Origin of the sequence: Dietzia timorensis (assembly GCF_001659785.1) — a bacterium.
Classification (GTDB): Bacteria; Actinomycetota; Actinomycetes; order Mycobacteriales; family Mycobacteriaceae; genus Dietzia; species Dietzia timorensis.
Map to the genome: position 1 here is coordinate 1,465,529 of NZ_CP015961.1, position 21,123 is coordinate 1,486,651.

Annotated in this window: 19 protein-coding genes; 12 read left to right on the top strand and 7 right to left on the bottom strand. The window is 64.3% G+C overall.

Annotated elements, in window-relative coordinates; translation table 11 throughout:
- Window positions 1–99: 99 nt before the first annotated feature.
- The gene (locus tag BJL86_RS06735; protein ID WP_067473209.1) at window positions 100–1,905 is read right to left on the bottom strand and encodes an AMP-dependent synthetase/ligase; all 1,806 of its coding nucleotides are present in this window, start codon (window positions 1,903–1,905) and stop codon (window positions 100–102) included.
- A 324-nt stretch (window positions 1,906–2,229) separates the two neighbouring features.
- On the opposite strand from BJL86_RS06735, the gene BJL86_RS06740 reads away from it, so the two are divergent.
- From BJL86_RS06740 to BJL86_RS06760, 5 genes are all read left to right on the top strand, one after another.
- Complete coding sequence (locus tag BJL86_RS06740) at window positions 2,230–2,835, top strand: SRPBCC family protein (RefSeq protein WP_156896125.1); 606 nt, start codon at window positions 2,230–2,232, stop codon at window positions 2,833–2,835.
- Entirely contained in the window at window positions 2,832–3,794 is a 963-nt protein-coding gene (locus BJL86_RS06745; protein WP_067473201.1) for a hypothetical protein, read from the top strand. The genes BJL86_RS06740 and BJL86_RS06745 overlap by 4 nt, the downstream gene beginning before the upstream one ends.
- A 131-nt stretch (window positions 3,795–3,925) precedes the next feature.
- A complete protein-coding gene (locus tag BJL86_RS06750; protein ID WP_067473198.1) occupies window positions 3,926–4,648 on the top strand; it encodes a lysophospholipid acyltransferase family protein in 723 nt (240 codons plus the stop codon).
- A 13-nt stretch (window positions 4,649–4,661) separates the two neighbouring features.
- Complete coding sequence (locus tag BJL86_RS06755) at window positions 4,662–5,189, top strand: polyadenylate-specific 3'-exoribonuclease AS (RefSeq protein WP_067473195.1); 528 nt, start codon at window positions 4,662–4,664, stop codon at window positions 5,187–5,189.
- Between the two features lie 33 nt (window positions 5,190–5,222).
- The gene (locus BJL86_RS06760; RefSeq protein WP_067473191.1) at window positions 5,223–6,629 is read left to right on the top strand and encodes a class II 3-deoxy-7-phosphoheptulonate synthase; all 1,407 of its coding nucleotides are present in this window, start codon (window positions 5,223–5,225) and stop codon (window positions 6,627–6,629) included.
- Window positions 6,630–6,683: 54 nt separating this feature from the next.
- Here BJL86_RS06760 and BJL86_RS06765 read toward each other — a convergent pair whose 3' ends face one another.
- A complete protein-coding gene (locus BJL86_RS06765; protein WP_067473188.1) occupies window positions 6,684–9,083 on the bottom strand; it encodes a PASTA domain-containing protein in 2,400 nt (799 codons plus the stop codon).
- Between the two features lie 214 nt (window positions 9,084–9,297).
- Between BJL86_RS06765 and BJL86_RS06770 the strand changes: the two genes are divergently transcribed.
- Window positions 9,298–9,663: an Rv2175c family DNA-binding protein gene (locus BJL86_RS06770; protein ID WP_067473185.1), complete on the top strand. Its 366-nt coding sequence runs from the start codon at window positions 9,298–9,300 to the stop codon at window positions 9,661–9,663.
- Here BJL86_RS06770 and mptB read toward each other — a convergent pair.
- The gene (gene mptB / locus BJL86_RS06775) at window positions 9,660–11,246 is read right to left on the bottom strand and encodes a polyprenol phosphomannose-dependent alpha 1,6 mannosyltransferase MptB (RefSeq protein ID WP_067473182.1); all 1,587 of its coding nucleotides are present in this window, start codon (window positions 11,244–11,246) and stop codon (window positions 9,660–9,662) included. The two genes, BJL86_RS06770 and mptB, sit on opposite strands and share 4 nt — an antisense overlap.
- A 24-nt stretch (window positions 11,247–11,270) precedes the next feature.
- Window positions 11,271–12,389: a polyprenyl synthetase family protein gene (locus BJL86_RS06780; RefSeq protein ID WP_067473180.1), complete on the bottom strand. Its 1,119-nt coding sequence runs from the start codon at window positions 12,387–12,389 to the stop codon at window positions 11,271–11,273.
- Window positions 12,390–12,659: 270 nt separating this feature from the next.
- Here BJL86_RS06780 and metF point away from each other — a divergent pair, with 270 nt between their 5' ends.
- Window positions 12,660–13,580, top strand: a complete 921-nt coding sequence (gene metF, locus BJL86_RS06785) for a methylenetetrahydrofolate reductase [NAD(P)H] (protein WP_082908430.1) — start codon at window positions 12,660–12,662, stop codon at window positions 13,578–13,580.
- A gap of 64 nt (window positions 13,581–13,644) precedes the next feature.
- Here the strand turns inward: metF and BJL86_RS06790 are convergent, their stop codons facing one another.
- The 3 genes from BJL86_RS06790 to BJL86_RS06800 form a co-directional block, all read right to left on the bottom strand.
- Window positions 13,645–14,406: an LppM family (lipo)protein gene (locus BJL86_RS06790; protein WP_082908417.1), complete on the bottom strand. Its 762-nt coding sequence runs from the start codon at window positions 14,404–14,406 to the stop codon at window positions 13,645–13,647.
- Between the two features lie 62 nt (window positions 14,407–14,468).
- Window positions 14,469–16,061 carry a phytoene desaturase family protein gene (locus tag BJL86_RS06795; protein ID WP_067473176.1) on the bottom strand — a complete coding sequence of 531 codons (1,593 nt, stop codon included), beginning with the start codon at window positions 16,059–16,061 and terminating at the stop codon, window positions 14,469–14,471.
- Window positions 16,058–16,765, bottom strand: a complete 708-nt coding sequence (locus BJL86_RS06800) for a GNAT family N-acetyltransferase (protein ID WP_231887166.1) — start codon at window positions 16,763–16,765, stop codon at window positions 16,058–16,060. Before BJL86_RS06800 ends, BJL86_RS06795 begins: the two co-directional genes overlap by 4 nt.
- 189 nt (window positions 16,766–16,954) lie before the next feature.
- On the opposite strand from BJL86_RS06800, the gene BJL86_RS06805 reads away from it, so the two are divergent.
- From BJL86_RS06805 to ftsL, 5 genes are all read left to right on the top strand, one after another.
- On the top strand, window positions 16,955–17,380 hold the full coding sequence (locus tag BJL86_RS06805; protein ID WP_197487551.1) for an SAV_6107 family HEPN domain-containing protein: 426 nt from the start codon (window positions 16,955–16,957) through the stop codon (window positions 17,378–17,380).
- 200 nt (window positions 17,381–17,580) lie between these two features.
- A complete protein-coding gene (locus tag BJL86_RS06810; RefSeq protein WP_067473169.1) occupies window positions 17,581–18,021 on the top strand; it encodes a DUF3040 domain-containing protein in 441 nt (146 codons plus the stop codon).
- Window positions 18,022–18,448: 427 nt separating this feature from the next.
- Window positions 18,449–18,931: a division/cell wall cluster transcriptional repressor MraZ gene (locus BJL86_RS06815; RefSeq protein WP_067473166.1), complete on the top strand. Its 483-nt coding sequence runs from the start codon at window positions 18,449–18,451 to the stop codon at window positions 18,929–18,931.
- 219 nt (window positions 18,932–19,150) lie between these two features.
- On the top strand, window positions 19,151–20,131 hold the full coding sequence (gene rsmH, locus BJL86_RS06820; protein ID WP_067473383.1) for a 16S rRNA (cytosine(1402)-N(4))-methyltransferase RsmH: 981 nt from the start codon (window positions 19,151–19,153) through the stop codon (window positions 20,129–20,131).
- The gene (ftsL, locus tag BJL86_RS06825; protein WP_156515254.1) at window positions 20,131–21,042 is read left to right on the top strand and encodes a cell division protein FtsL; all 912 of its coding nucleotides are present in this window, start codon (window positions 20,131–20,133) and stop codon (window positions 21,040–21,042) included. Before rsmH ends, ftsL begins: the two co-directional genes overlap by 1 nt.
- Window positions 21,043–21,123 lie beyond the last annotated feature (81 nt).

Sequence of the window (21,123 nt, forward strand, 5' to 3'; positions counted from 1 at the left end):
TGCCGGTGCGCCGGGCGTGCGTACGACAAGAAGGGTGGTTTTCGGACTGAGCCGAAAACCACCCTTCTCTACGTCGTCACGGGCGAGAACGCCGCGGTGCTATCTCTTGGCGTAGATCGCCTCGATCTCATTTGCGAACTTCTCGTGGACCACGTTGCGCTTGACCTTGAGCGAGGGCGTGAGTTCACCGCTCTCCTCGGTGAACTGGCTCGGCAACACCTTGTACTTCTTGATGGCCTCGGTGTGGGAGACCGTGGCATTGGCGTGATCGAGTGCCTTGTCGAGGTGCGCGCGAAGATCGGAGTCGTCGGCCAATTCCTCGATCGAGCCCTCTTTACCGTTCTCCTTCTTCCAGCGCTCGAAGGACTCCTCATCCAACGTGAGCAGGACTGCGATGAACGGACGACCGTCGCCGACGCAAACGGCCTCGGCAACCATCGCGTCCTGCTTGAGGCCTTCCTCGAGCCCGGCAGGGGAAACGTTCTTGCCGCCGGCAGTGACGATGATTTCCTTCTTGCGGCCGGTAATGGTCAAAAAGCCGTCATCGTCGATCGAACCGAGATCGCCGGTAAAGAACCAGCCGTCCTTGAAGGACTTGTTCGTCGCATCCTCGTTGTTCCAGTAGACATTGGTGACGACGGGCCCGGACACGATGACCTCGCCGTCTTGTTCGATGCGCACGGCGTGGCCGGGGAGCGGGCGGCCGACGGTACCGATCTTCAGCGCTTCCGGCGTGTTCACACAGTGAGCGGCGCAGGTCTCGGTGAGTCCGTATCCCTCGTAGATCGTCACGCCGAGGCCGTCGAAGAAATGTGCCAGACGGGAGCTCAGGGGAGCGCCGCCGGACACGGCGACCTGGCAACGCCCGCCGAGGGCTTCCTTGAGCTTGCTGTAGACGAGCTTGTCGAAGACTGTGTGCTTGACCTTGAGGAGGGCACCGGGCTTTCCGCCCGACCGCACCGCCTCCGAGTATGCGACTGCCGTGTCGACTGCCGCTTCGAAGATCTTGCCCTTGACCGGGCTCGAGTCGTGCGCCTTCTGGCGTGCCGAATTGAAGACTTTCTCGAACACGCGCGGGACGGAAAGAATGTACTGCGGGCGGACCTGCCCGAAGCGCTCGACGATGTTTGCCAGATCCGCGGTGTGGGCGAGCGTGACCTTCTTGTAGATGCCGGCGTAATTGATCGCGCGCGCAAGCACGTGAGCGAGCGGAAGGAACATCAGCGAGACATTGCCGGGCGTGAGGTATTGGCTCAGCGAGGTTTCGGAAACGGCCAAGGCCTCGGCCTGAATGTTTCCGTGCGTGAGGACGACGCCCTTCGGGCGGCCCGTGGTCCCCGAGGTGTAAATGAGGGTGGCCATATCGGAGGACGAGACGCTTCCGCGGCGCTTGTCCAGCTCTGCATCCTCCACGGATGCTCCGGCCGACTTGAGCTTATCGAGGGCCTTCTCGTCTCCGTCGATGACGAGAACGGCGACGTCCTGCTCGACATTCTTGCTCGCCTCCTCGACCTCGGCCGCATGCGCCGCGGTCTCGGCGATGACCATCTTGGCTCCCGAGTCGGACAGGATCCACTCGATCTGGCTGGCCGAAGAGGAGTCGTAAATCGGGACGCTGCTGGCTCCGACCGCCCAAATGGCGAAGTCGGTGACACACCACTCGTATCGAGTGGACGAAAGGATTGCGACGCGATCTCCGACCTCGATCCCGCTGGCGGCGAGGCCGCGCGCAACCTCCCGAACCTCGGAGACGAAGTCGCTGGCCTTTACCTCGGCCCACGACGAGCCTTGCTCGCGAAGGAACATCGTGTGGTTGGGGTCCTCGGCGGCGATGTCGTAGACAACCTGGACGCAGGACCAGTCGTCGGGGACGTTGATATCACCGGGGACGCTGTATTCACGCATTCGTAATTCCTTTCGGCGGCGAACAGTCGAAGCATAGTAAACATTTTCCGATCCGAACCCAGAACGGCGACGGGGCGCCGGTGGCGCCGTTGCCGATTCGGATCCTCGACCGGAGGCCGTGAACTGTGACCCTCATAACTTTTTTACAGTCTACCCGTTGCTCTGAGGCCTAACGTGACTTCCCTGCCAATTAGAAGGAACGCGGCTTCGGACGTTACTCACGGCAATTTAATACGCGGGATTAACTCGGGGCGTTAATGCGCGCGACGGGCCCCGACGAACGCTCCTCGGGACGATTTTCGCTGCGAGTGTGGACGGTGAGCTGTGTCCCGCGACGAAAAGCCAGTAGCGTGGAAAAGAGTTCATTGCGGCGACGAGCAGGAAGGTGCACCGACCATGACGGCAGAAGGTCAGGGCGGCGAAAATACGTCTGAGGTACCGCTGCCGGAGGGTCGATCGGCACAGTCGAGATCCGGTTCGAGCTCAGGGGGTAGCGCCCAAAAGACGGTGACTATCAACGCAGGCCTCGAAACAGTTATGTCGACCATCGCCGATTTCGACAATTATCCAGACTGGGTGCCGGCAATTCGAAAGACCTCGATAGTCTCCACCGATGACGCCGGACGGCCCGCTCGCGTGGACTTCGTGCTCATCGCCGGCATCGTCGAGGACGAATATCAACTCGACTATTCCTGGTCCGAGGACGGGACCGAGGTGAGTTGGAGCCTTTCCGAGCCCTCGATTCTCCAAACCCGGCAGGATGGGAGCTACTCCCTCGCGCCGGGAGAACGTCCCGGCACGACAGATGTCACCTATTCGATCGATGTCGAACTGACCGTCGAGATGTTGGGGCGATTCCGGGAGCGCGCGGAAAAGCGCATCATCAACGCGGCCCTGGAGGATTTGGCCGCCAGAGTGGAGACGCGTTGACCGACAAGAATTCTGCGGACTCAACGCAGTGCGTGGTCGTCGTCGGCGGGGGGCGAGACGAGCGGGTAAAGGCGATCGAGGAGTTGCTCGGTGACGCGGGCCCGGAGGCAACGGCCATGCTCTACACGTCGTCGCCGAACTACTTCACCCGGATATTGGGAAGCGACAGGCAAGAAGCACTCGATATCCGGGACGACAACGCCGAGACGCTCGCCGCCGCCTACGGAGATCGCCTCCGTTCGGTCGGCGCCGTCGGACCGCGACTGCTCCTGCTCGATAGGAATTCCTCGCTTGCCGAGGCGCTGAGTTGGGAGTACCTCAGGCGCGCAGTCGAATCGAAAGCCTGGGACCTCGTCATACGGGAAATGGACGGCACGACTGCGGCTCTGCATCGCATCGAAGCTCCTCAACAGAGCGCCGACCTGATCGAGTCGTTCTGGCCGAGGAACACGAGATTCGCGGCGCTGGCCGCCGGCGAGCACATCGACCCGGCGGTCCTTGATGCGCACGAAATCGCCTCGACTCTTGATGTTCTCACCGCTTGGCTTTCCGGTTCCAGCGGATCGGTTCCCGCCGATCTTCCCGCGATTCGCATCGTCGTCGCCGGAACGGGCGAGGACGTCCGGACGACCACCGCAATGGCGGCACTTTTGGGAGCACGAGCCGCAGAGGCGAACCCTGTCGAGCCGATGCGAAGAGTGAAATCCGTCGAAGGGTTGCCGACCTACGAGCTCGTCGTTTCCGTCCCCGCCGAACCCGACCGAGAACCTGTCGTTATCGACGGTTTGCTCCGCATGTTCTTCTCCGGGGTTCGCGCAGACGTGGAGATCGGAAGTGTGCTTGCGCGCTGCCTGGTTCATCAGGTCGATTTCGAGCAGGGCGGCGACGATGCGCGATTGAGGATCCTGTTCGTCGCCAATCCAAGCATGTGGCCGGAGTCGATGATCGCCCGAGCGTGACACCGGGCAGCCGACATGTCCACCGCCTTCCCCGAAGCGCCGCCCTATTCGAGTCGAATCCACCAGTTTCGGAATCCGGAGGAATAGTGTGAGAAACATCCGCCCGGACTTACTCGGTGAGAGGCGTACGGATGCTTTATTGGCTGTTGAAGTACATCGTTCTGGGGCCATGGTTCTTCCTGGCCGGCCGTCCTACGTTCGAAGGCGCCTCGAACTTCCCGAATGAGGGCGCGGCTCTGCTCGCGATCAATCACCTCTCCGCCTCCGACTGGCTCTTCCTTCCGCTCCGCTCGCCGCGCCGACTCACGTTTCTCGCCAAGAGTGAGTACTTCACAGGGTCGGGTCTGACGGGGAAGTTCCAGCGCTTCTTCTTCGCCCAGACGGGACAGGTTCCCATCGACCGCACGGATGCCGATGCGGCGACTGCGGCGATGGAGACCGGGGCGAGAGTCCTCGCCGAGGGGCAGATCCTCGGCATGTTTCCCGAAGGCACCCGGTCGCCGGACGGAAAGCTTTATCGCGGGAAGACCGGAATCGCGCGTGTCGCGCTCAAATCCGGTATTCCCATCGTTCCGGTCGGCCTCATCGGAACCGATAAGTTTCTCGGCGCGGACTCGCATGTCCCACGCCCCGCGAAGATTCGCATCCGCATCGGCGAACCGCTCGACGTGAGTCCATGGCTCGATCGCATCGGCGAACGGGAGGCCGAGAGGGAGGTCACGGACGAGGTGATGCGCCGGATCCAGGAACTCACCGGGCAGGAGTATGTACCCGACGTGTACGGTGCCGACGTCAAGGAAAAACTCGACGCGCTGCGTGAGAATCGTTCCGACAACGCAAAAGACGAGAAGTGAGGACCAGCACCGAGTGCGGTATTTCTACGACTGCGAGTTCATCGAAGACGGCCACACCATCGAGCTAGTGTCCATCGGAGTGGTGGCCGAATCCCGCAATGGCGTCCCCGGAGCCGAGTTCTATGCCGTGTCCACCGATCACGACCCCTCCAAGGCGGGTGAGTGGGTCAAACGGAACGTGTTGAATAAGCTGCCGAACCCCTCGGACCGCGCGTGGATGGGACGCGAGCGGATTCGGGACGAGCTCTACGACTTCCTCATGACCAATGCGCGCGGAACCGCCATCGAGCTTTGGGCCTGGGTCGGAGCCTACGATCACGTGGCGGTATGTCAGCTGTGGGGAGATATGACGGCGCTGCCGCAGGCCATGCCGAGATTCACTCGCGAACTCAAGCAGCTATGGGAGTTCGCCGGTAAGCCGCCGCTTCCCGCGCTCGACAATTCGAAGGCCCACTCTGCGCTGGAAGACGCGCGGCACAACGTCGCCAAGTACGAAGTCATCGAGAAGGCGCTCGAAGCACGGGGAACGGACATCGGTTAACCGCGGTTCGAGAAACCGCCTAGAGTGGGTGGGGTGAACTGGTCTGTCGATGTAGATATCAATCAACTTCCAGAACTTCCGGCGCTCCCGCAGGATCTCCGCGCCCGCCTGGATGACGCCTTGTCCCGGCCTGCGCTGCAGCAGCCGTCCTGGGACGAGGGTCAGGCTGCGGCGATGCGGAAGGTTCTCGAGTCCGTCCCGCCGGTATGCGTGGCGAGTGAAGTGGATACTCTCCGCGGCAAACTCGCCGAGGTAGCCGAAGGGCGCGCGTTTCTGCTGCAAGGCGGGGACTGCGCCGAGACGTTCGAGTCCAACACCGAGCCGCATATCAAGGGCGTCGTGCGCACGCTGCTCCAGATGGCCGTCGTGCTCACCTACGGCTCTTCGATGCCGGTGGTCAAGGTCGCGCGCATCGCCGGTCAATACGCCAAGCCGCGCTCCTCGGACACGGACGCCCAGGGGCTGCTGTCCTACCGCGGCGACATGGTCAATGCCCTCACAGCGGATGAGGGTGCCCGACGTCATGACCCCTCTCGTTTGGTCCGCGCCTACGCAAATGCCTCGGCCGCCATGAACCTGGTGCGTGCCTTGACGAGCTCCGGCACGGCCGACCTGCACCGAGTGCACGAATGGAATATGGAGTTCGTCGCTCAATCGACGGCCGGCGCGCGTTACGAGGCGCTGGCTTCGGAGGTCGATCGCGGCCTGCGCTTCATGGATGCCTGCGGCGTGTCCGATTCGAACCTGCACACCGCGGAGATCTTCTCCAGCCACGAGGCTCTCGTCCTCGACTACGAACGGTCCATGCTGCGCCTGGCAGACGATGGTCAGGGGCTCACCGCGAAGGGGCAGAGCTCGGGATTCTATGACCTGTCCGCGCACTTCCTCTGGATCGGCGAGCGGACCCGCGGCATCGACGATGCGCACGTGAATTTCGCCGCACTCATCGACAATCCGATCGGGTTGAAGATCGGTCCCAGCACAAGCCCCGAACTCGCAGTCGAGTACGTCAATAAGCTCAATCCCGAGGGGATTCCCGGTCGACTGACGTTGGTATCCCGCATGGGCAACGACAAGGTTCGCGAGGCGCTTCCGCCGATCGTTCGGGCCGTCGAGGCTACGGGGCAGAAGGTGATCTGGCAGTGTGACCCGATGCACGGGAACACGCACACGGCATCAACCGGCTACAAGACCCGCCACTTCGACCGAATCATCGACGAGGTGCAGGGATTTTTCGAGGTGCACCACGCGATCGGTTCGCACCCAGGTGGCATTCACATCGAGCTCACCGGCGAGGACGTAACCGAATGCCTCGGCGGTGCACAGGACATCTCCGATTCCGACCTGTATGGACGGTACGAGACCGCTTGCGACCCGAGGCTGAACACCCAGCAGTCGCTCGAGTTGTCGTACCTCGTCGCAGAAATGCTGCGAAACTAGCGACGGCCCCACAGATCAGCGCCCTCCGGCTCGGCTTCCCTGCACACGGGGAGTTCAGCCGAGGGCGCTGAGTCGTACCTCGGTGTCTGGGCCGACGACGCGTCCGGGAAGAGGATTCTGTCCGTACACGACCCCGTTGCGGCCGGAGTCGACCTTCGGACGCAGGCCCCGTTCGCGAAGCTTGTCGGACGCGGAGCCGACGGTATCACCGAGCACCATCGGCACACGCACGGAATTCGACGGAATGAGCCTGATCGTGGTGGTCTTCGCATCGACGAGCTCATCCGCGGACGGTTCGGTGCGGACCGCCTTGCCGTCGAGGACATCCTCATCGGTTTCGGCCGGTCCCTCGACGACGGTCAACCCGGCTTTTTCGAGCTCTGCACGGGCCTCGTCCATGTCCATCCCGCGAATATCGGGCACGCGCGCCGCAGTAGACACGGTGAGGCTGACCGGGGAATTCGCGCGGAGCGCCTCACCCGGTGACGGGTCGGAGGAGACGACCGAACCGCCGGGCTGCGAGTCATCGAACTCCTCGGTGACGTTGCCCACTCGCAGGCCCACGGCCTCGAGCGCCTCCCGGGCATCGCTCAGCGCGAGACCGACGAGTTCGGGTACGTCGACGGGAGCTGGCCCGCCACTGAGCACGAGTTTGACCTCGTCACCGACCCCCAACGTAGTTCCGGGCGCCGGGCTGAGCTCGAGCACAGCGCCCTCCGGGACGTCGTTGGAGAACCTGGCCTTCTCGGCGACGACGGGAACGAGCGAGCGCTCATTGATCGCGGCCTCGGTGGCCTCCCTGGAACGGTCGGCGCTGATGTCCGGAACGACAGGTTGTCCGGCTGAGACCAGCACCTTCACGGTGCCACCGGGCTGCACGCGCTCGCCGGCCGTGGGTTCTGTGCCCAGGAGGTCGCCTTCCGGCGCCTCGTTGTCGTAAAGTTCTTCCTCCGCCGACGTCAGGCCGACACCGGCGATCGCCGCCGATGCCTCGGGCACACTCATCCCGGACACGTCGGGAACCTCGACAAGCCGACCGGAACCGAGCCACCATCCTGCGACGCCGAGAATCGCGACGAGCACGAGAACCGCAATCGCCCACAAGCAACCTGCTCCGCGCTTTGACTGCAATCCGGTCGGGACGTCCGGCAGGGATCGTGACGTCGGAGCCGGCGTCTGCCCGGCGTGGCCGCGCGGGGGCGCGCCTTGACCAGGTCCCGGCCCGCCCGGATACACCGAGGTTGCCGCAGCACGCTCTCCGTACGGAACGGGCGGCGCCTGGCGAGGATGCATCCGCGTCGGGGTTCCCTGCTCGGCGCCGGGGGGCGCGCCGAGCGGAGCTCCCGGTGCCTGCTGCTGTAGACGAGTCGTCTCGTCGACCTGTGGCGTATCGCCGATGACGTGTGTCGGCGCGGCGGCGGAGGCCGCGGCAGCTCCCGCGCCTGCCGCAGCGCCGAATGCCGCGGGGGCACCACTACTTTCGCGCGAGGCGATATCGAAGACGGTCTCGCTCTTCGGTCCGGCACCGCCCGATCCCGCTGCGGCCTCCCGCGCAGCGCGTTCTCGGGCGCGGGACCACGCCGACGAGCTCGGCGCCGGCACGGGCACGTGGAATAAGCGGTTGCGCGAGGACACCTCTTCTACGCGGTGGAGGAAATCCTTCGCCGAGGAGATCCGGGCGTCGGGGTTCCGCTCGGTCGCGTGCACGATGAGATCGTCGAGGTCCTCGGGAATGCCGGATACCAGAGATGACGGCGGAGGAACGGGGCGCTCGAGACGCTGGTAAGCAGTCGCCACTGGCGTATCGCCCTGGAAAGGCACCCGGCCGGTGAGCAGTTCGAACGCGACGATGCCAAGCGAGTACAGGTCCGAGCGGGGATCGGTATCGCCGGTGGCGATCTGTTCGGGCGCGAGATACGCGGCGGTGCCCATCACGACGTTCTGCGAGGTGGAGCGGGATTCTGCGACGGCACGGACCAGGCCGAAATCTGCGAGCTTAACCGAATTATTCGTCGAGACCAGAATGTTCTCTGGCTTGATGTCGCGGTGGATGAGCCCGTTCCCGTGCGCCTCGGCGAGCGCGCCGAGAATGGGACGAAGGACGCTCATGACTACGTGGGCAGGCATGGGGCCGCGTTCGTCGAGGATTTCCCGCAAGGTGCCGCCGGGAACGAGCTCCATGACGAGGAAGGCATGTCCGTCGTCAAACCCGTGATCGAAGACCTGCACAACACCGGGATGGGAGAGCCTTGCGACGGACTTGGCCTCGAGTTCGAGGCGGCTGACGAACGAATTATCACCGGCGAGGGTGGGGGAGAGAAGTTTCAACGCGACGTGGCGGTCGAGGCGCGTATCCGTCGCGAGATAGACGGTCGACATGCCTCCGTCCGCGATCGGCGCTTCGAGGCGGTAGCGGCGATCGACGAGATCACCCGGACCGAGTGCGTGCGACATCGGTTCCACTCACCGTCCCTTCTTCGTCCTGGCGCGTGTGCAGGCCTCCTGCGTATGCAACGGGGTGCGGCCGCAGCGCGTGCGGACCCCTTCGAGCATCTTCGATGCACCCGGCACGGGCGATGTTCCCCGCGCCGCCGACTTTCGATAATAATGCCAGCAAAAATGGACGCGGCGGCGCACGCTCGCCGGACTAACAATTAACGTGTGTGGTGTGAGTAAAGTTCCCTACACCGATGATGTACTTCCCTCCGACGCGGACATTCTCCCGCTTCCCGATGTCGCCGAGCGTCTCGGCATCGTGGTCACGCGCGTCCATGACCTGCTGCGCGAGGGGCGCCTTCTGGCGATCCGCCGCGACGGCATCGTCTATGTTCCGGCGCTGTTGTTGTCCGATGAGGGCATCGGCAAACACGTCCCGGGGCTGATCTCCGTCTTGCGTGACGGCGGCTATACCGACTCCGAAATCCTTTCGTTTCTCTACACCGAGGACGATTCGCTCCCTGGCCGCCCGGTGGACGCGCTCCATGGGCACCTCGCACGGGAGGTCATGCGCAGGGCGCAGGCAATGGCGTTCTAGTTCGTCGAGGCCCCTCCGGCCGGCGAGTGAGGCCGTTCGAATGCGATTGCCTTGTGTTCCCACAGGGCCGCGGCCACGGCGGCGATCACGGCCACCACTGCGAAGACCGGGTTATACAGCGTCGGCGTGCCGCCCGGATCCGTGGCGAGTAACTGGAACACGATGATGGCGACCGCCAGGTAACGCGCCCGATGGGCGAACCGGTGAGACGCAGGAATCGCCGCCAACGTGCCTACGGCGACCGTCCAGTACCACGGCCACGAGAGGACGTTGACCACGAAAAACGCCGTCCACGCGATGGTGAGCCACGCGAAAATTCCGCCGGCCCGCGATCGCAGGGCATCGGGGTCGTCCCTTTCATCCTCTCGTGGGCGCGCCCACCACCAGCACACTGCGAGCATCAACGCTCCCGCCACCATGCACAGCGTGCGCGAGACAGCAAGGGCGTTCTCGAAGCTGGACATCCCGATCCAGTCGGCCAGATGTGCGCTCGCCGTCGGTAGCGCAATCCAGTAGACCACCCGATCGGACACCGATAACGCGCCGATCCAGCCGATACCGGCGCCGCTGACCACGGTCACAATCGTCCCGGTTGCTGCGGCGAATGTCGTCATCCAAAGACCTCGTGCGAAGGCGCGAAGGAACGCTCTCCCGGCGATCCATGCGAGGAAGGGGAGAAGCAGTAGCGAGGTCACCTTGATCGTCCCGGCGAGCCCGATGGCAATCCCGGCGCCGGCCAGAAGGCCCCAACGCATTCGAGGAGATGTCGCCGCTGCGGCAGCCACCGAGAGCCACATCCCGAGGACCACGAAGGCGAGAATCATCGCATCGTTGTGGAGACCGCCGACCAGGTGCACCACGACCAGCGGATTGGCCAGGCCGAGCCACAGCGCGTGGTCGCGCGATGCCCCGGTGTGGCGCGTAAGACGCACCAGCGCAATGGCGGCGAGCGCGAGGAATGCGAGCACCACCACTCGCAGTCCGATGATCGCCGGCCACGCCGAGTGCCCGGACAGCGCCGACGTCCCCTGCATGATCAACAGATGTAGTGGGCCGTATGGGGTGGGAGTGAAGCGCCAGTCCGGGTGGACGTTGGACGACATGGCGCCGCCGGCCGCACCCGTGCCATCGACATAGGGATCCGCGGGGCCGGAAAGCATCTCGCCCTGTGCGAGGTAGGTCCACGCATCACCGGAAAACACAGGCAATGCAGGCACCAGCGGCGCCATCCAGGCGGCGAAGACGACCCACCACCGGATGCGGGCCCCCGTGGCTATCGTCTTCCCGAGCGCCAACCACGCGACACAACTCAGGATGACGCCGAACCACACGAGAACCATCGAGGCCACCGCGCCCGAACCGATGGCGAGAAATGCGAGGGCGCTATTACTCGCGAGCCCGATCTCGCCCGCCTGAGCGCCCGCGCCGAAGGAGCCCACCGAAATCAGGCACGCGCCGAGAGCTCCGGAGACGATCGGGGCGAGAACTCCTTTGCTCCCGGGGATGCGAACCGCGCGGGCCCCGGACTCGCAAGAATCCGAGTGTGCAGCGCCGTGGCTTGTGCCGGAGGAAGGGGGGATCATCGCGGTCCTGGTATCCGGGGTTCCTCAGAACGCCCGGTCGACGGCCTGTCCGGCCAGACGGCGCAGCGTCTCCTCGCCGGCGGGGTCGAGTGTCGCGTGGTCGAGGGCGGAAAGGCCCTCCGACGTCAGACGTTCTATTTCTTCGTGCACGTGGTTCACGGCTCCGCTGGCGGTGAGAATGTCCCGCGAACGTGCGAGCTGCTCCGCGTCCAGCTCGGCGCCGAGCGCACGGGTGAGCTCCGCCGCGTCCGCCGACGAGGCCCGATTGAGCGCGTAGTTGATGAGAAGCGTGCGCTTGCCCTCGCGGATATCGTCCCCCGAAGGCTTCCCGGTGACCTCCGGGTCACCGAATACCCCGAGCATGTCGTCGACCAGTTGGTAGGCAATCCCCATGGATACCCCGAACGTGCGCAATGCCTCGATGGTTTCGGGCGGTGCGCCCGCAAGGACCGCCCCGAGATGGACAGGTCGCTCGATCGTGTACGCGGCTGTCTTGAAGCGGTTGACCCGGGTGGGAGTGTCGAGATCGGAAGCGTTGGTGGCTTCGGCGTGCACGTCGAGCATCTGGCCGCCGAGAACCTCGGTCTTCATGTTCGCCCACACCGAGTGCGCGCGGCGGTAGAACTCGATCGACATGGTCGGGCACGCCAGTAGGGCCTCGGATAACATCTCGTCCGCCCAGGCAAGTGCGATGTCCCCGAGCAGAATGGCCTGGGAGCGTCCGTAGGAGTCGCTGTTGCCGCTCCATTCGGCGTCCGAGTGTTCGGACGAGAGTGCGACGTGGACGGTGGGTAGACCTCGACGGGTTGCGGAGGCGTCGATTATGTCGTCGTGGATCAGCGCACACGCCTGAATGAGTTCCAGGGCCGCGAGCGCTTTGATCGCGGTGTCGATGTCCGCGGACGCGGTCGGATCGCCCGAAGGTGCGGAGGCGCAGTAGGCGGCGACGCCGAAACGCGGCCGCATCCGCTTGCCGCCGCCGAGGACGAAGCGCTCGAGGCGGTCGGCGATGTCGCTGCAGCGGCCATCGATCTCGGAGAGCGAGGCGCGGCGGCGAGAGAGGAAGCTCTCCAGCTCCCGCTGGATAGCGGACGCCGGATCCGAGCACGTCCGCGAATCGTCGGTGCCTGTCGCATCCTTCATCAGCTGCTGCAGCCTTTCGCCGAGGGCCGCCAGTCGGCCATAGTCTTCTGCCGTGCCGAACCCTGGGAATCGGCATGTGCCTCTGTCACCTTATCGCGAGCGAGCCGCCGGCATGCCCGGGGAGGGAACCAAGGGTGAACTGGCCGGTGGGAGGAGCCCTTCCCTAGACTGGCCTGGAACTTCATTCCATGACACAGGAGGCTCGACGTAGTGACCGCCGGGAACGCCCACGATTCGCACACGACTGCTCACGATGGCGTCATTGCGCGAATGTCGGCGTCCACAACTGCGCGGATCCCGTTCTCGGTCGAGTTCTACCCGCCGCGTGACGAGGCGGCAGAGGAGCGTTTGTGGCGCGCCGCCTCGGTGTTCGAGCAGTTGGGCGCGGCGTTCGTGTCGGTGACGTACGGAGCGGGCGGGTCGACCCGCGACCGCACACTTCGCATCACCCGTGACGTCGCGAATAACACCGCCCTCTTGCCTATCGCGCATCTGACGGCCGTGGGTCACACCGTCTCCGAGCTCGACGCGCTCGTCGACGAATACGCGAAGGCGGGCGTGCACAACATCCTCGCGCTGCGCGGGGATCCACCGGGAGATCCGCTCGGTGAGTGGACGCAGCACCCGGGCGGGCTTCGCTATGCGGACGAACTGGTCCGACTCATCGGGGAGAAGGACTCCTTCGAGGTGGGCGTCGCGTCGTTCCCGGAAGGGCACTATCGGGCGAGCACGCTCGATGTCGACACCGAGGTTCTCGTGACGAAGCTGCGCAGCGGTGCTGAATATTCGATCACACAGATGTTCTTCGACGTCGACGACTACCTCCGGCTCCGCGATCGCGTGGTCGCCGCGGACCCCGAGCAGGGTGCCAAGCCGATTATTCCGGGTCTCATGCCGGTGACCTCGCTACGATCCGTGCGCCGGATGCTCGAGCTTTCGGGCTCGAAGCTGCCGGCCGACTTCGAGAGTCGACTTACCCGAGCGGCGGGCAGCGGGGAGACCGAAGACCGGGCGGCGGTGCGGGAGGTCGGCATCGAGTTCGCGACGAACCTGTGTGAGCGACTCATTCGTGAAGGCGCCCCGTGCCTGCACTTCAACACGCTCAACTTCTCGCGCGCGACGCAGGAGGTGCTAGCCAATCTGGGAATGGCTCCAGAGGTGGGGGCGCACGGGGGAGTCGTCCTCGCTTGAGCGCCGCTGGGGCGGGCTCGCCGACCGAACGCGAGACCGCCGAGCCCGCTGCGGCGTCAGCCCGTCAGAGCGGCGAGCGGATTCCCGCGTCGGTACGCGCTCGCGAGGACCTGGCGAGCAGGATCACCAGGATCGAGACCAGCACGGCCGCACCAATGCCGACGATGAGCCATACGGCGAAGCCGCGGGTAGCTGGATCGGGGTAGCTGGTGCTGGCCTCCAGCGTGCTCACGGTTCCCGCCTGTGGAGACCACGAGACGCGGTTCGGATCGTCTTCGATCGTGCCGTTGGTGTTCTCCACGGGAGCGGGGAAGCTCAGGTCGATTCGCGACTGGATCCCTCCGGTCTGTTCCTGGGGTACGCCGGTCAGATCGATGCTGCCCTCGAACGTGACCTTTCCGCCGGAGCGGCGGAAACTCATCGAATACGGCCGGGAATTGTCCACCTGTAGTCCGATCACCATGGTGTCGACGTCGGCGAAGCTGAGTTCGGTGAAGTAGATCTCCTTGCCCGAGAAATTATTGGCCGCGTAATTGGAGATGCGGACCTTCTCCTCGAGGCCGGTCGGGACGGAGAGCCCGTTGAGTACGGAGGCTTCTTCTGCGTTATCTCCGGCCAACAGGATGCGGCCGGAAACAGTATCGTTCTTGCCTACCGAGAGATCGGCTCCCAGCTGCAGGCATCCCGAAAGGGTGAACGCCAGCGCCACGACCAGCGAGAATAGTGTGCCGCGTCGGAGCCACGCCGGGCCGCGGCCGCCGGACTGTCGATACGCCGCACCCGAAGGCGTTTCGGGCTTGCGGGTGTTCAGGGCATTAACGGTCATCACAGAACACCATTGTGCCTGGGTAGGACGCGAGTTGTTTGTCGCGACTCGCCAAAACCATCTCAGAACATCTTCCTCGTCACCGCTTTGCGGAGGTATGAACGTGCGAGCGAGGCGGAGATCCGCCCACTCGTACCGATGACGCCACCGCCCGGATGTTGTGAGGCGCCGGCAAGAAATAGTCCCGCGATCCCGGGAATCCGGTACTGGGCAAGTTCAGGGTGGGGCCGAAACGGGAGCATCTGGTCGAGAGCCATCTCGACGTGCATCACGTTCCCGCCCCACAGCCCGAGCTCGCGCTCGAGATCGAGCGGGGACTGCGCGAATCGATGCTCGACCGAGTTCGCGAACCCCGGCGAATAGGAATCCACCGCGGCGATGATGCGGTCGGCCTCGGCGTTCTTGACCTCGTCCCAGCTTCGACCATCCGCCAAGTGCCGTGGGTGCCACTGGGACCACAGAGTCAACTCGTGTTTCCCGGACGGGGCCAGGCTCGGGTCGAGAGAGGAAAAACTCATGACGAGCACTGCAGGATCGGCGTCGAGGGCGCCCGCCGAGGCGACGCCATACCGCCGGTCGAGGAGCTTGCGGTCGTTAACGAGTAGCTGTAGTCCCCGCGAACTTTCCTCGACACGCGCTCCCTCGTAGGTGGGAAGTCGATCCGTTCCCACGCGCACCGGCATCCCGACGCCGAAACCCGTGCGGATTCCTCGCCGCCACCGGGCCCAGTCGGCGGACGAAACGAGCGGGCGGACGAGCTCGAGAGTCGAGAGGATATGCGCGGCGGAAATGACGCAGCGAGCGCGGAAATCCCTGTCGCCCGCGCGAACCGTCCACGCTCCGCCGTCATCGGGCGACAGTGCGGTGACGGCATGGGAGGCGAGGACCTCGCCACCGTTGTACCTGATCGCCGCGATGAGAGCTTCGGCGAGCGCGCCCGAACCGCCGCGGGCTCTACCGGGAGGGATCGAATGCATGAGCGCGGCGAAGCCGATCATCGGCGCCGTGGCCGGGGACGACATCGGCGGACCCGACTGCGCGCCGAACCACGCGAGAGCTGCCTTGAGGCGCTCGGAGTCGAACCAATAATCCAGGAGCGCATCGCCGGAAGAGAGAAACTGATGGGAGAGCGCGAGGGGATGGCGCATTCCGTAGGATCCGACCAGCTTCCCGAGGCCACGCGGGTTCGGCGCCGACCCGAAGCTCGCCATCATGCCCTCTGCGAGCGGGGTCCATGTCGCGACGAATTCGCGATATGCGGCGGCGTCGCGTTCCGAACAGGCGGCTGCGATCGACGCGCACGTGGCATCGAGATCAGAGGAGAACACCAGTGGAGGCTCGCCCGAACCCGGCGGAGCGGGCGCGAACGCCCACGGATCGCAATCGAGGTATTCGAGTCCGAATCGGCCCAGCTCGAGCTCTTCGATTATCCCGGTGTGCCGAATCATCAGATGCGACGACGAACCGCGGTCGGTGAGGTGTCCGGGGTAGCGCTCTACGGTTGACGTCGCACCACCCAAGACGCTGTCGCGTTCCAGCACGGCCACCGCCTTGCCCGCGCGCGCCAGGTACGCCGCTGCGATGAGCCCGTTGTGGCCTGAGCCGATGACCACGGCGTCGTACCTGATCTTCGTGCCGTTTCGCGCGCCCGTCATTCCGTTCTCGACCCATCTGCTGTGGAAGTGGCGGACATCTGGTGCAGATCGGTCCGCAGGATGGCAAACCGGCGGGGATCGCCTTCGAAGAGGAAATTGCGCAGCACATCCGTGAACCCGGCGCGGCGGTAGAGACGCCAGGCGTTATTCGTCTCGCCCTCGACCTCGGGAGTGGACAGGAGAACCGAACCCTCTGTCCGCGTGGCGAGAAACGACTGCAGCAGTGCCCGGCCGACACGATGCCCGTGAAGCGCAGGGAGAACGTGGAGCTCGGTGAGTTCGGCCATTATCTCCGGGAGCGACACTCCTGCAGAGCGCGCGCCCGCCGACACCCGGTCGAACCACCACTGCCCCTGGCTGGTGCGATAGCCATAGCAAATACCGACCAGAACCTCGTCTGACGACGGAGGCTCTTGACCCGCCAGGCCCCGCGTGTCTCCCGACGCGGGGACGACCCTTACGTCGAGGTCCTGCGGCTCGGACGCCGGCTCGTGATTCGCCCGGCGAAACCACCACCTTCTCCCGCGCCCGCGCGCGGCCGCACCGTCCGCGGGCGCCGACACCGCGAGTCCGGCGGCGTCTTCCCTTGAGACGAACGCCGCGACTGCAGAGAAGCCCGCCCATCGGCTGTGTTCGTGCCACACGGGGCTGCGCTGCCACGACAATCTTGGGGAGTAGCCCATGGCCGAGACGTATACGTCCAACGCCTCGCGCACCCTTAGCCTAAACTCGGCCGGCGAGAGAGCGACGATACGTATTTCCACCCATCCATAACACCACAATGTGCCGACCCTGCGGAGGGGCTGGAAGTATCCACGCTGGTCAACGCTGAATGTCAGTTGGCGAATATATGTTCTATCCGTAATTGAATCGACAAGAAAACGGAGAACATTATGTACACCAACATTCATCGGGCAGAGGCAACGTCGACCATCTCCGCGCAGAGCTCGCGGCGCCGTTCTGCTCATATCAGCCGTGCGCGAAGGGCCGAACTTCTCCGGGAGCAGGCAGTCTCGGCGAGCAGCCCGGAAGAAAAACTCGCGCTGTCATACCGCAGCGCCCGAGAAAAAGGGGCGTTGCTCCTAGGGGCTCCGCCACGGAGGGGGCCGAATAACGTCTGGATCCGGCTCGAACGAGAATGCCCAGCGATGGCCGAGTGGGCACGTACGTTTCGCGGGTACTCCGGCCTCGTTTCGGCGATCGATGCCGGACTTCCGCGGAAAGTCGATGGCGAATTCGCCAGGAAGTTCCTGTGGGCGGTCGGGCAGTTCTTCGAAAGGGTCGAGGCAGAGCAGATTCAGGAAAAAGCTGCTGCCTAGCCGTTCGCGGGAAATTCCGAAGGATCAATTGGTAACGGCCCGGGCAAATGGACGTATGATGGAGGAGTAAAAACGCGCGCCAGAATTCGGCGGGAACGAAAAGTTTGCGTCGCGCGTTGTACACACTGCCCAGGAAAAATCGGGGACCGCGTGCAGTGCACATGGGAGCCTCGCGACATACGCCAGCCAAGGGAGGATCCGTGCCACTTTCAGAGCACGAGCAGCGGATGCTCGACGAGATCGAAAGCGGACTCTACGCGGACGATCCCAAGTTTGCGAGCAACGTCCGTCGAAGCTCCTCATCGTCGGGTATCAGCCCAAACTTGTGGAAGTTTGTGCTCGTCGGGCTTGTCGGGCTTGCGCTACTCATCGTCGGACTCGCCTTCGGCCCCAAGCCGGCGGGCTTTCCCATCGTCAGCCTCCTCGGCTTCGTCATCATGTTCGGCGCAGGCGTAGGCGCCTTGCTATCGACTTCCGGTTCGACCGAGAAGAAGGGCGCTTCGTCGCCAGGTCGTGGCAAAGCGGCACCAAAGAAGGGGTCCCGAGGGCAGAATGGCCCGGCGTCGAAAAGCAAGCCCTCCGGCAACTTCAGTGATCGGATGGAAGAGCGCTTCCGGCGGCGCTTCGAGGAAGGGCGCTAGAAGCTAGCTCCCCACTTTCGACCACAATCCCTGTCACCTCCACGGTGGCAGGGATTTTTTGTGTCCAGATGGCCTCACACCCGTCTCGACCCGCATGTCCCCACATTCCTCCACCACGCTTCTCCCGAGTTCCCCACTTTGCTCCACTGATGCTGCGATCATGATTCACTTGTTTCACATTCGCCTCGTTAGCTATGCTTAGCCACAGTCGAGGAACTTTCCTCAAATGCGACGCTGTGCGTGTCGCCACGAATTTCGATGAATATTGCCGCTTTGAACTGCGCTTATTTAAGTGCGTGGGGCAAAGTGGGGATGAGGCCTTGTATGTGGGGCTTGGTGGGGTAAAGTGGGGGATGCAAGTCGCTCAGATGTAATCCAGGGCCGTCGATAGGACAAAGCCAGGGATGCGGGGAACGGGAGGTGGCTGGTGGATTCCACCGACACGCCTGTCTCCACGGATGAGCGGGAACCCGTTTTCGTCGGGTACGGGACGTACCGCCCCAGGCTCGACGACAAGGGACGACTGACAATCCCGGCAAAGTTTCGAGCACCCCTCGAAGACGGGCTGGTGGTGTGCAACTGGTTCACCAACGCGCTGTCGGTCTTCCCGGAAGACGAGTTCAACGCACTGGTGAAGAAGATTCGCCCGACGGCCAACCGCTCTGCGCGGCACATGGCTTTCTACCGAATCCTCGTCAGCGGGGCGGACGTGCAACAACTCGATAAGCAGGGACGAATTTCCATTCCATCCGGCCAACGCGGGTACGCGGGTCTCGACAGGGACTGCGTGGTCAACGGGTTGGGCGAGCGCCTCGAAGTATGGGACGCAACTGCATGGGATCGCTACAACGAAGAAAATCTTCCGGCGTTCTCGGAGATGGAAGGCGCGTCGCTCGGTATCGAGTTCTAGGGAACGGCCCCGCGGGGATCGATTCCGGCGCGGAGTGTCTTGCGGCCTTCGCCCAGGGTGCCCTGGCGTACTTCCCCAACGCCAGGTCCCACTGGGCGGGGACCTCAAGATACTGCGGACTCAAATCGCGATCTGTACGACCAGCAGGCCAATTGGTTTGCATGGCCTCTCGGGAGGAGGTGGGTGGTGGACTCTCCATCGGCAACGCACATCCCGGTGATGCTCGCGCGAACGATCGACTTGTTCACCCCCGCCATCGATGCCGCGGTGAACGAAGGACGCACTCCGGTGATCGTCGACGGCACACTTGGCCTCGGAGGGCACTCCGCCCACCTTCTGGCTCGATTTCCGACTCTCCACATCATCGGAGTGGACCGGGACACCGAAGCTCTGGACATGGCGGCACGAAGGCTCACGGCGTATTCCGCTCGCTTCACTCCGGTGCACGCTCGATTCGACGACGCCAACGCGATCACCGAGGCGATACCTGACTTCTCGGCTGACGACGCCGGAGCGTGTATCGATGGTGCGCTCCTGGATTTCGGGGTCTCGTCGATGCAGCTAGATGTTCCCGAGCGAGGGTTCGCCTACTCGGTCGACGCGCCACTCGACATGCGGATGGACTCCACCACCGGGATGACGGCCGCCGACGTACTCAATGAGTATTCGGCGAAAGACCTAGCCCGAATCTTGCGCGAGTACGGCGAGGAACGCTTCGCGCGGCAAATCGCGTCCGCCATCGTCAAGCGCCGGGATACCGAACGGTTTAGGAACTCCGCCGAGCTCGTCGAGCTTCTCTACGCCACGATCCCTGCAGGCGCGCGGCGGACCGGAGGGCACCCCGCGAAGCGAACGTTCCAAGCTCTTCGTATCGAGGTCAACGCCGAGCTCGAGGCCGTATCCGGCGCCGTCGTCCTCTACCTCGATCTCGTCCGTGAGGGCGGAAACGTGATCTTCATGTCCTATCACTCCCTCGAAGACAAGATCGTCAAAAAGGAGCTGACGGCCCGAACGCGATCCACGACGCCGGCGGATCTTCCCGTCGAGCTGCCAGGACATGAAGCGCAATACCGACTACTGACCCGCGGGGCCGAAAAGGCCTCCGACGCCGAAATCGAAGGCAACCCACGATCGGCATCGGTGCGTGTGCGCTGCGCCGAACGAATCACTCCACGCAAGCTGCCCAGGAAGGACCGCTGATGAGCTCTCGCACTCCGTCACGTGGACGTGTCCGCTCTGACCGCACCGCCAATCGCACGACTCGCAGGCAGGGAGGCGCGACGGGATCGCCATCTCGCGCGCGCACGTCGGCCGGGGCGCAGACTGCGACCCTCGAGCGTCCGGGTGCCCGGGGGGTGGCCGCCCCAGCGACGCCGAAGCCGCGGACGCGCAAGTCCGCGCCGCCGAGCGTACGCGGCCGTCGCCTGCCGGAATCGGCACCTGCGTCACTCACGTTCGCGGACCGGGCGGCGGCGCTTCGCAGCGGTGTCTCGCGTATCCCGTTCGTCGCGGTGGTACTCGTCCTGGTCGTCGCAGGAATCGGATTCACGCTCTTCTTGTCTGCTCAGTCGACCGAGGACACGTACGCTCTGCGTTCCGAGCAGAACAACATTGCGGTCCTTCGCGAACAGCGCGATGCCCTGCTCACGGAGATCGAATCCGACCGCAGTGCCGAGGCCCTTGCTCGGAAGGCTGGAGAGCAGGGGATGGTGACGGTGCTCGAATCACCGATGATCGTCCGCAACGACGACGGATCGACACGTGTCGAAGGGCCCGAGGAGGCCACGCTAGGCGCGCCGATCGAGCCTCTGCAGCCGGAGCGGAGCGCCTCTGGTGATCGCGGTAGCGCGGCCTCGAACGATTCGAATCGGTTCGGTTTGCCTCCCGAGCGCGGCCGCGAATCGAATGACGACCAAGGCGGTCTCCGGGTCCCCCACCAGCAGGAAGAAGCGCACGTTCCGGACCTCGGTGCCGGACGGCGAGTGGCGGATCTTCCGGCTCCTGCCGCAGAGGAGCCGGCTCCCGCACCGGCACCTGCGGGAGTACCTGCCCCCGCCGGCGATGAGCAGGTTCCCCCTGCTGCGCCAGGACCTGTGGACGCGCCGCAGTAGGTCGAATGATTCGGACCGGGAACAGGTAATTTCCGGGTTGAGAAAGCAAAGCCATCGCACAAGCGATGAATATCCGGGGTG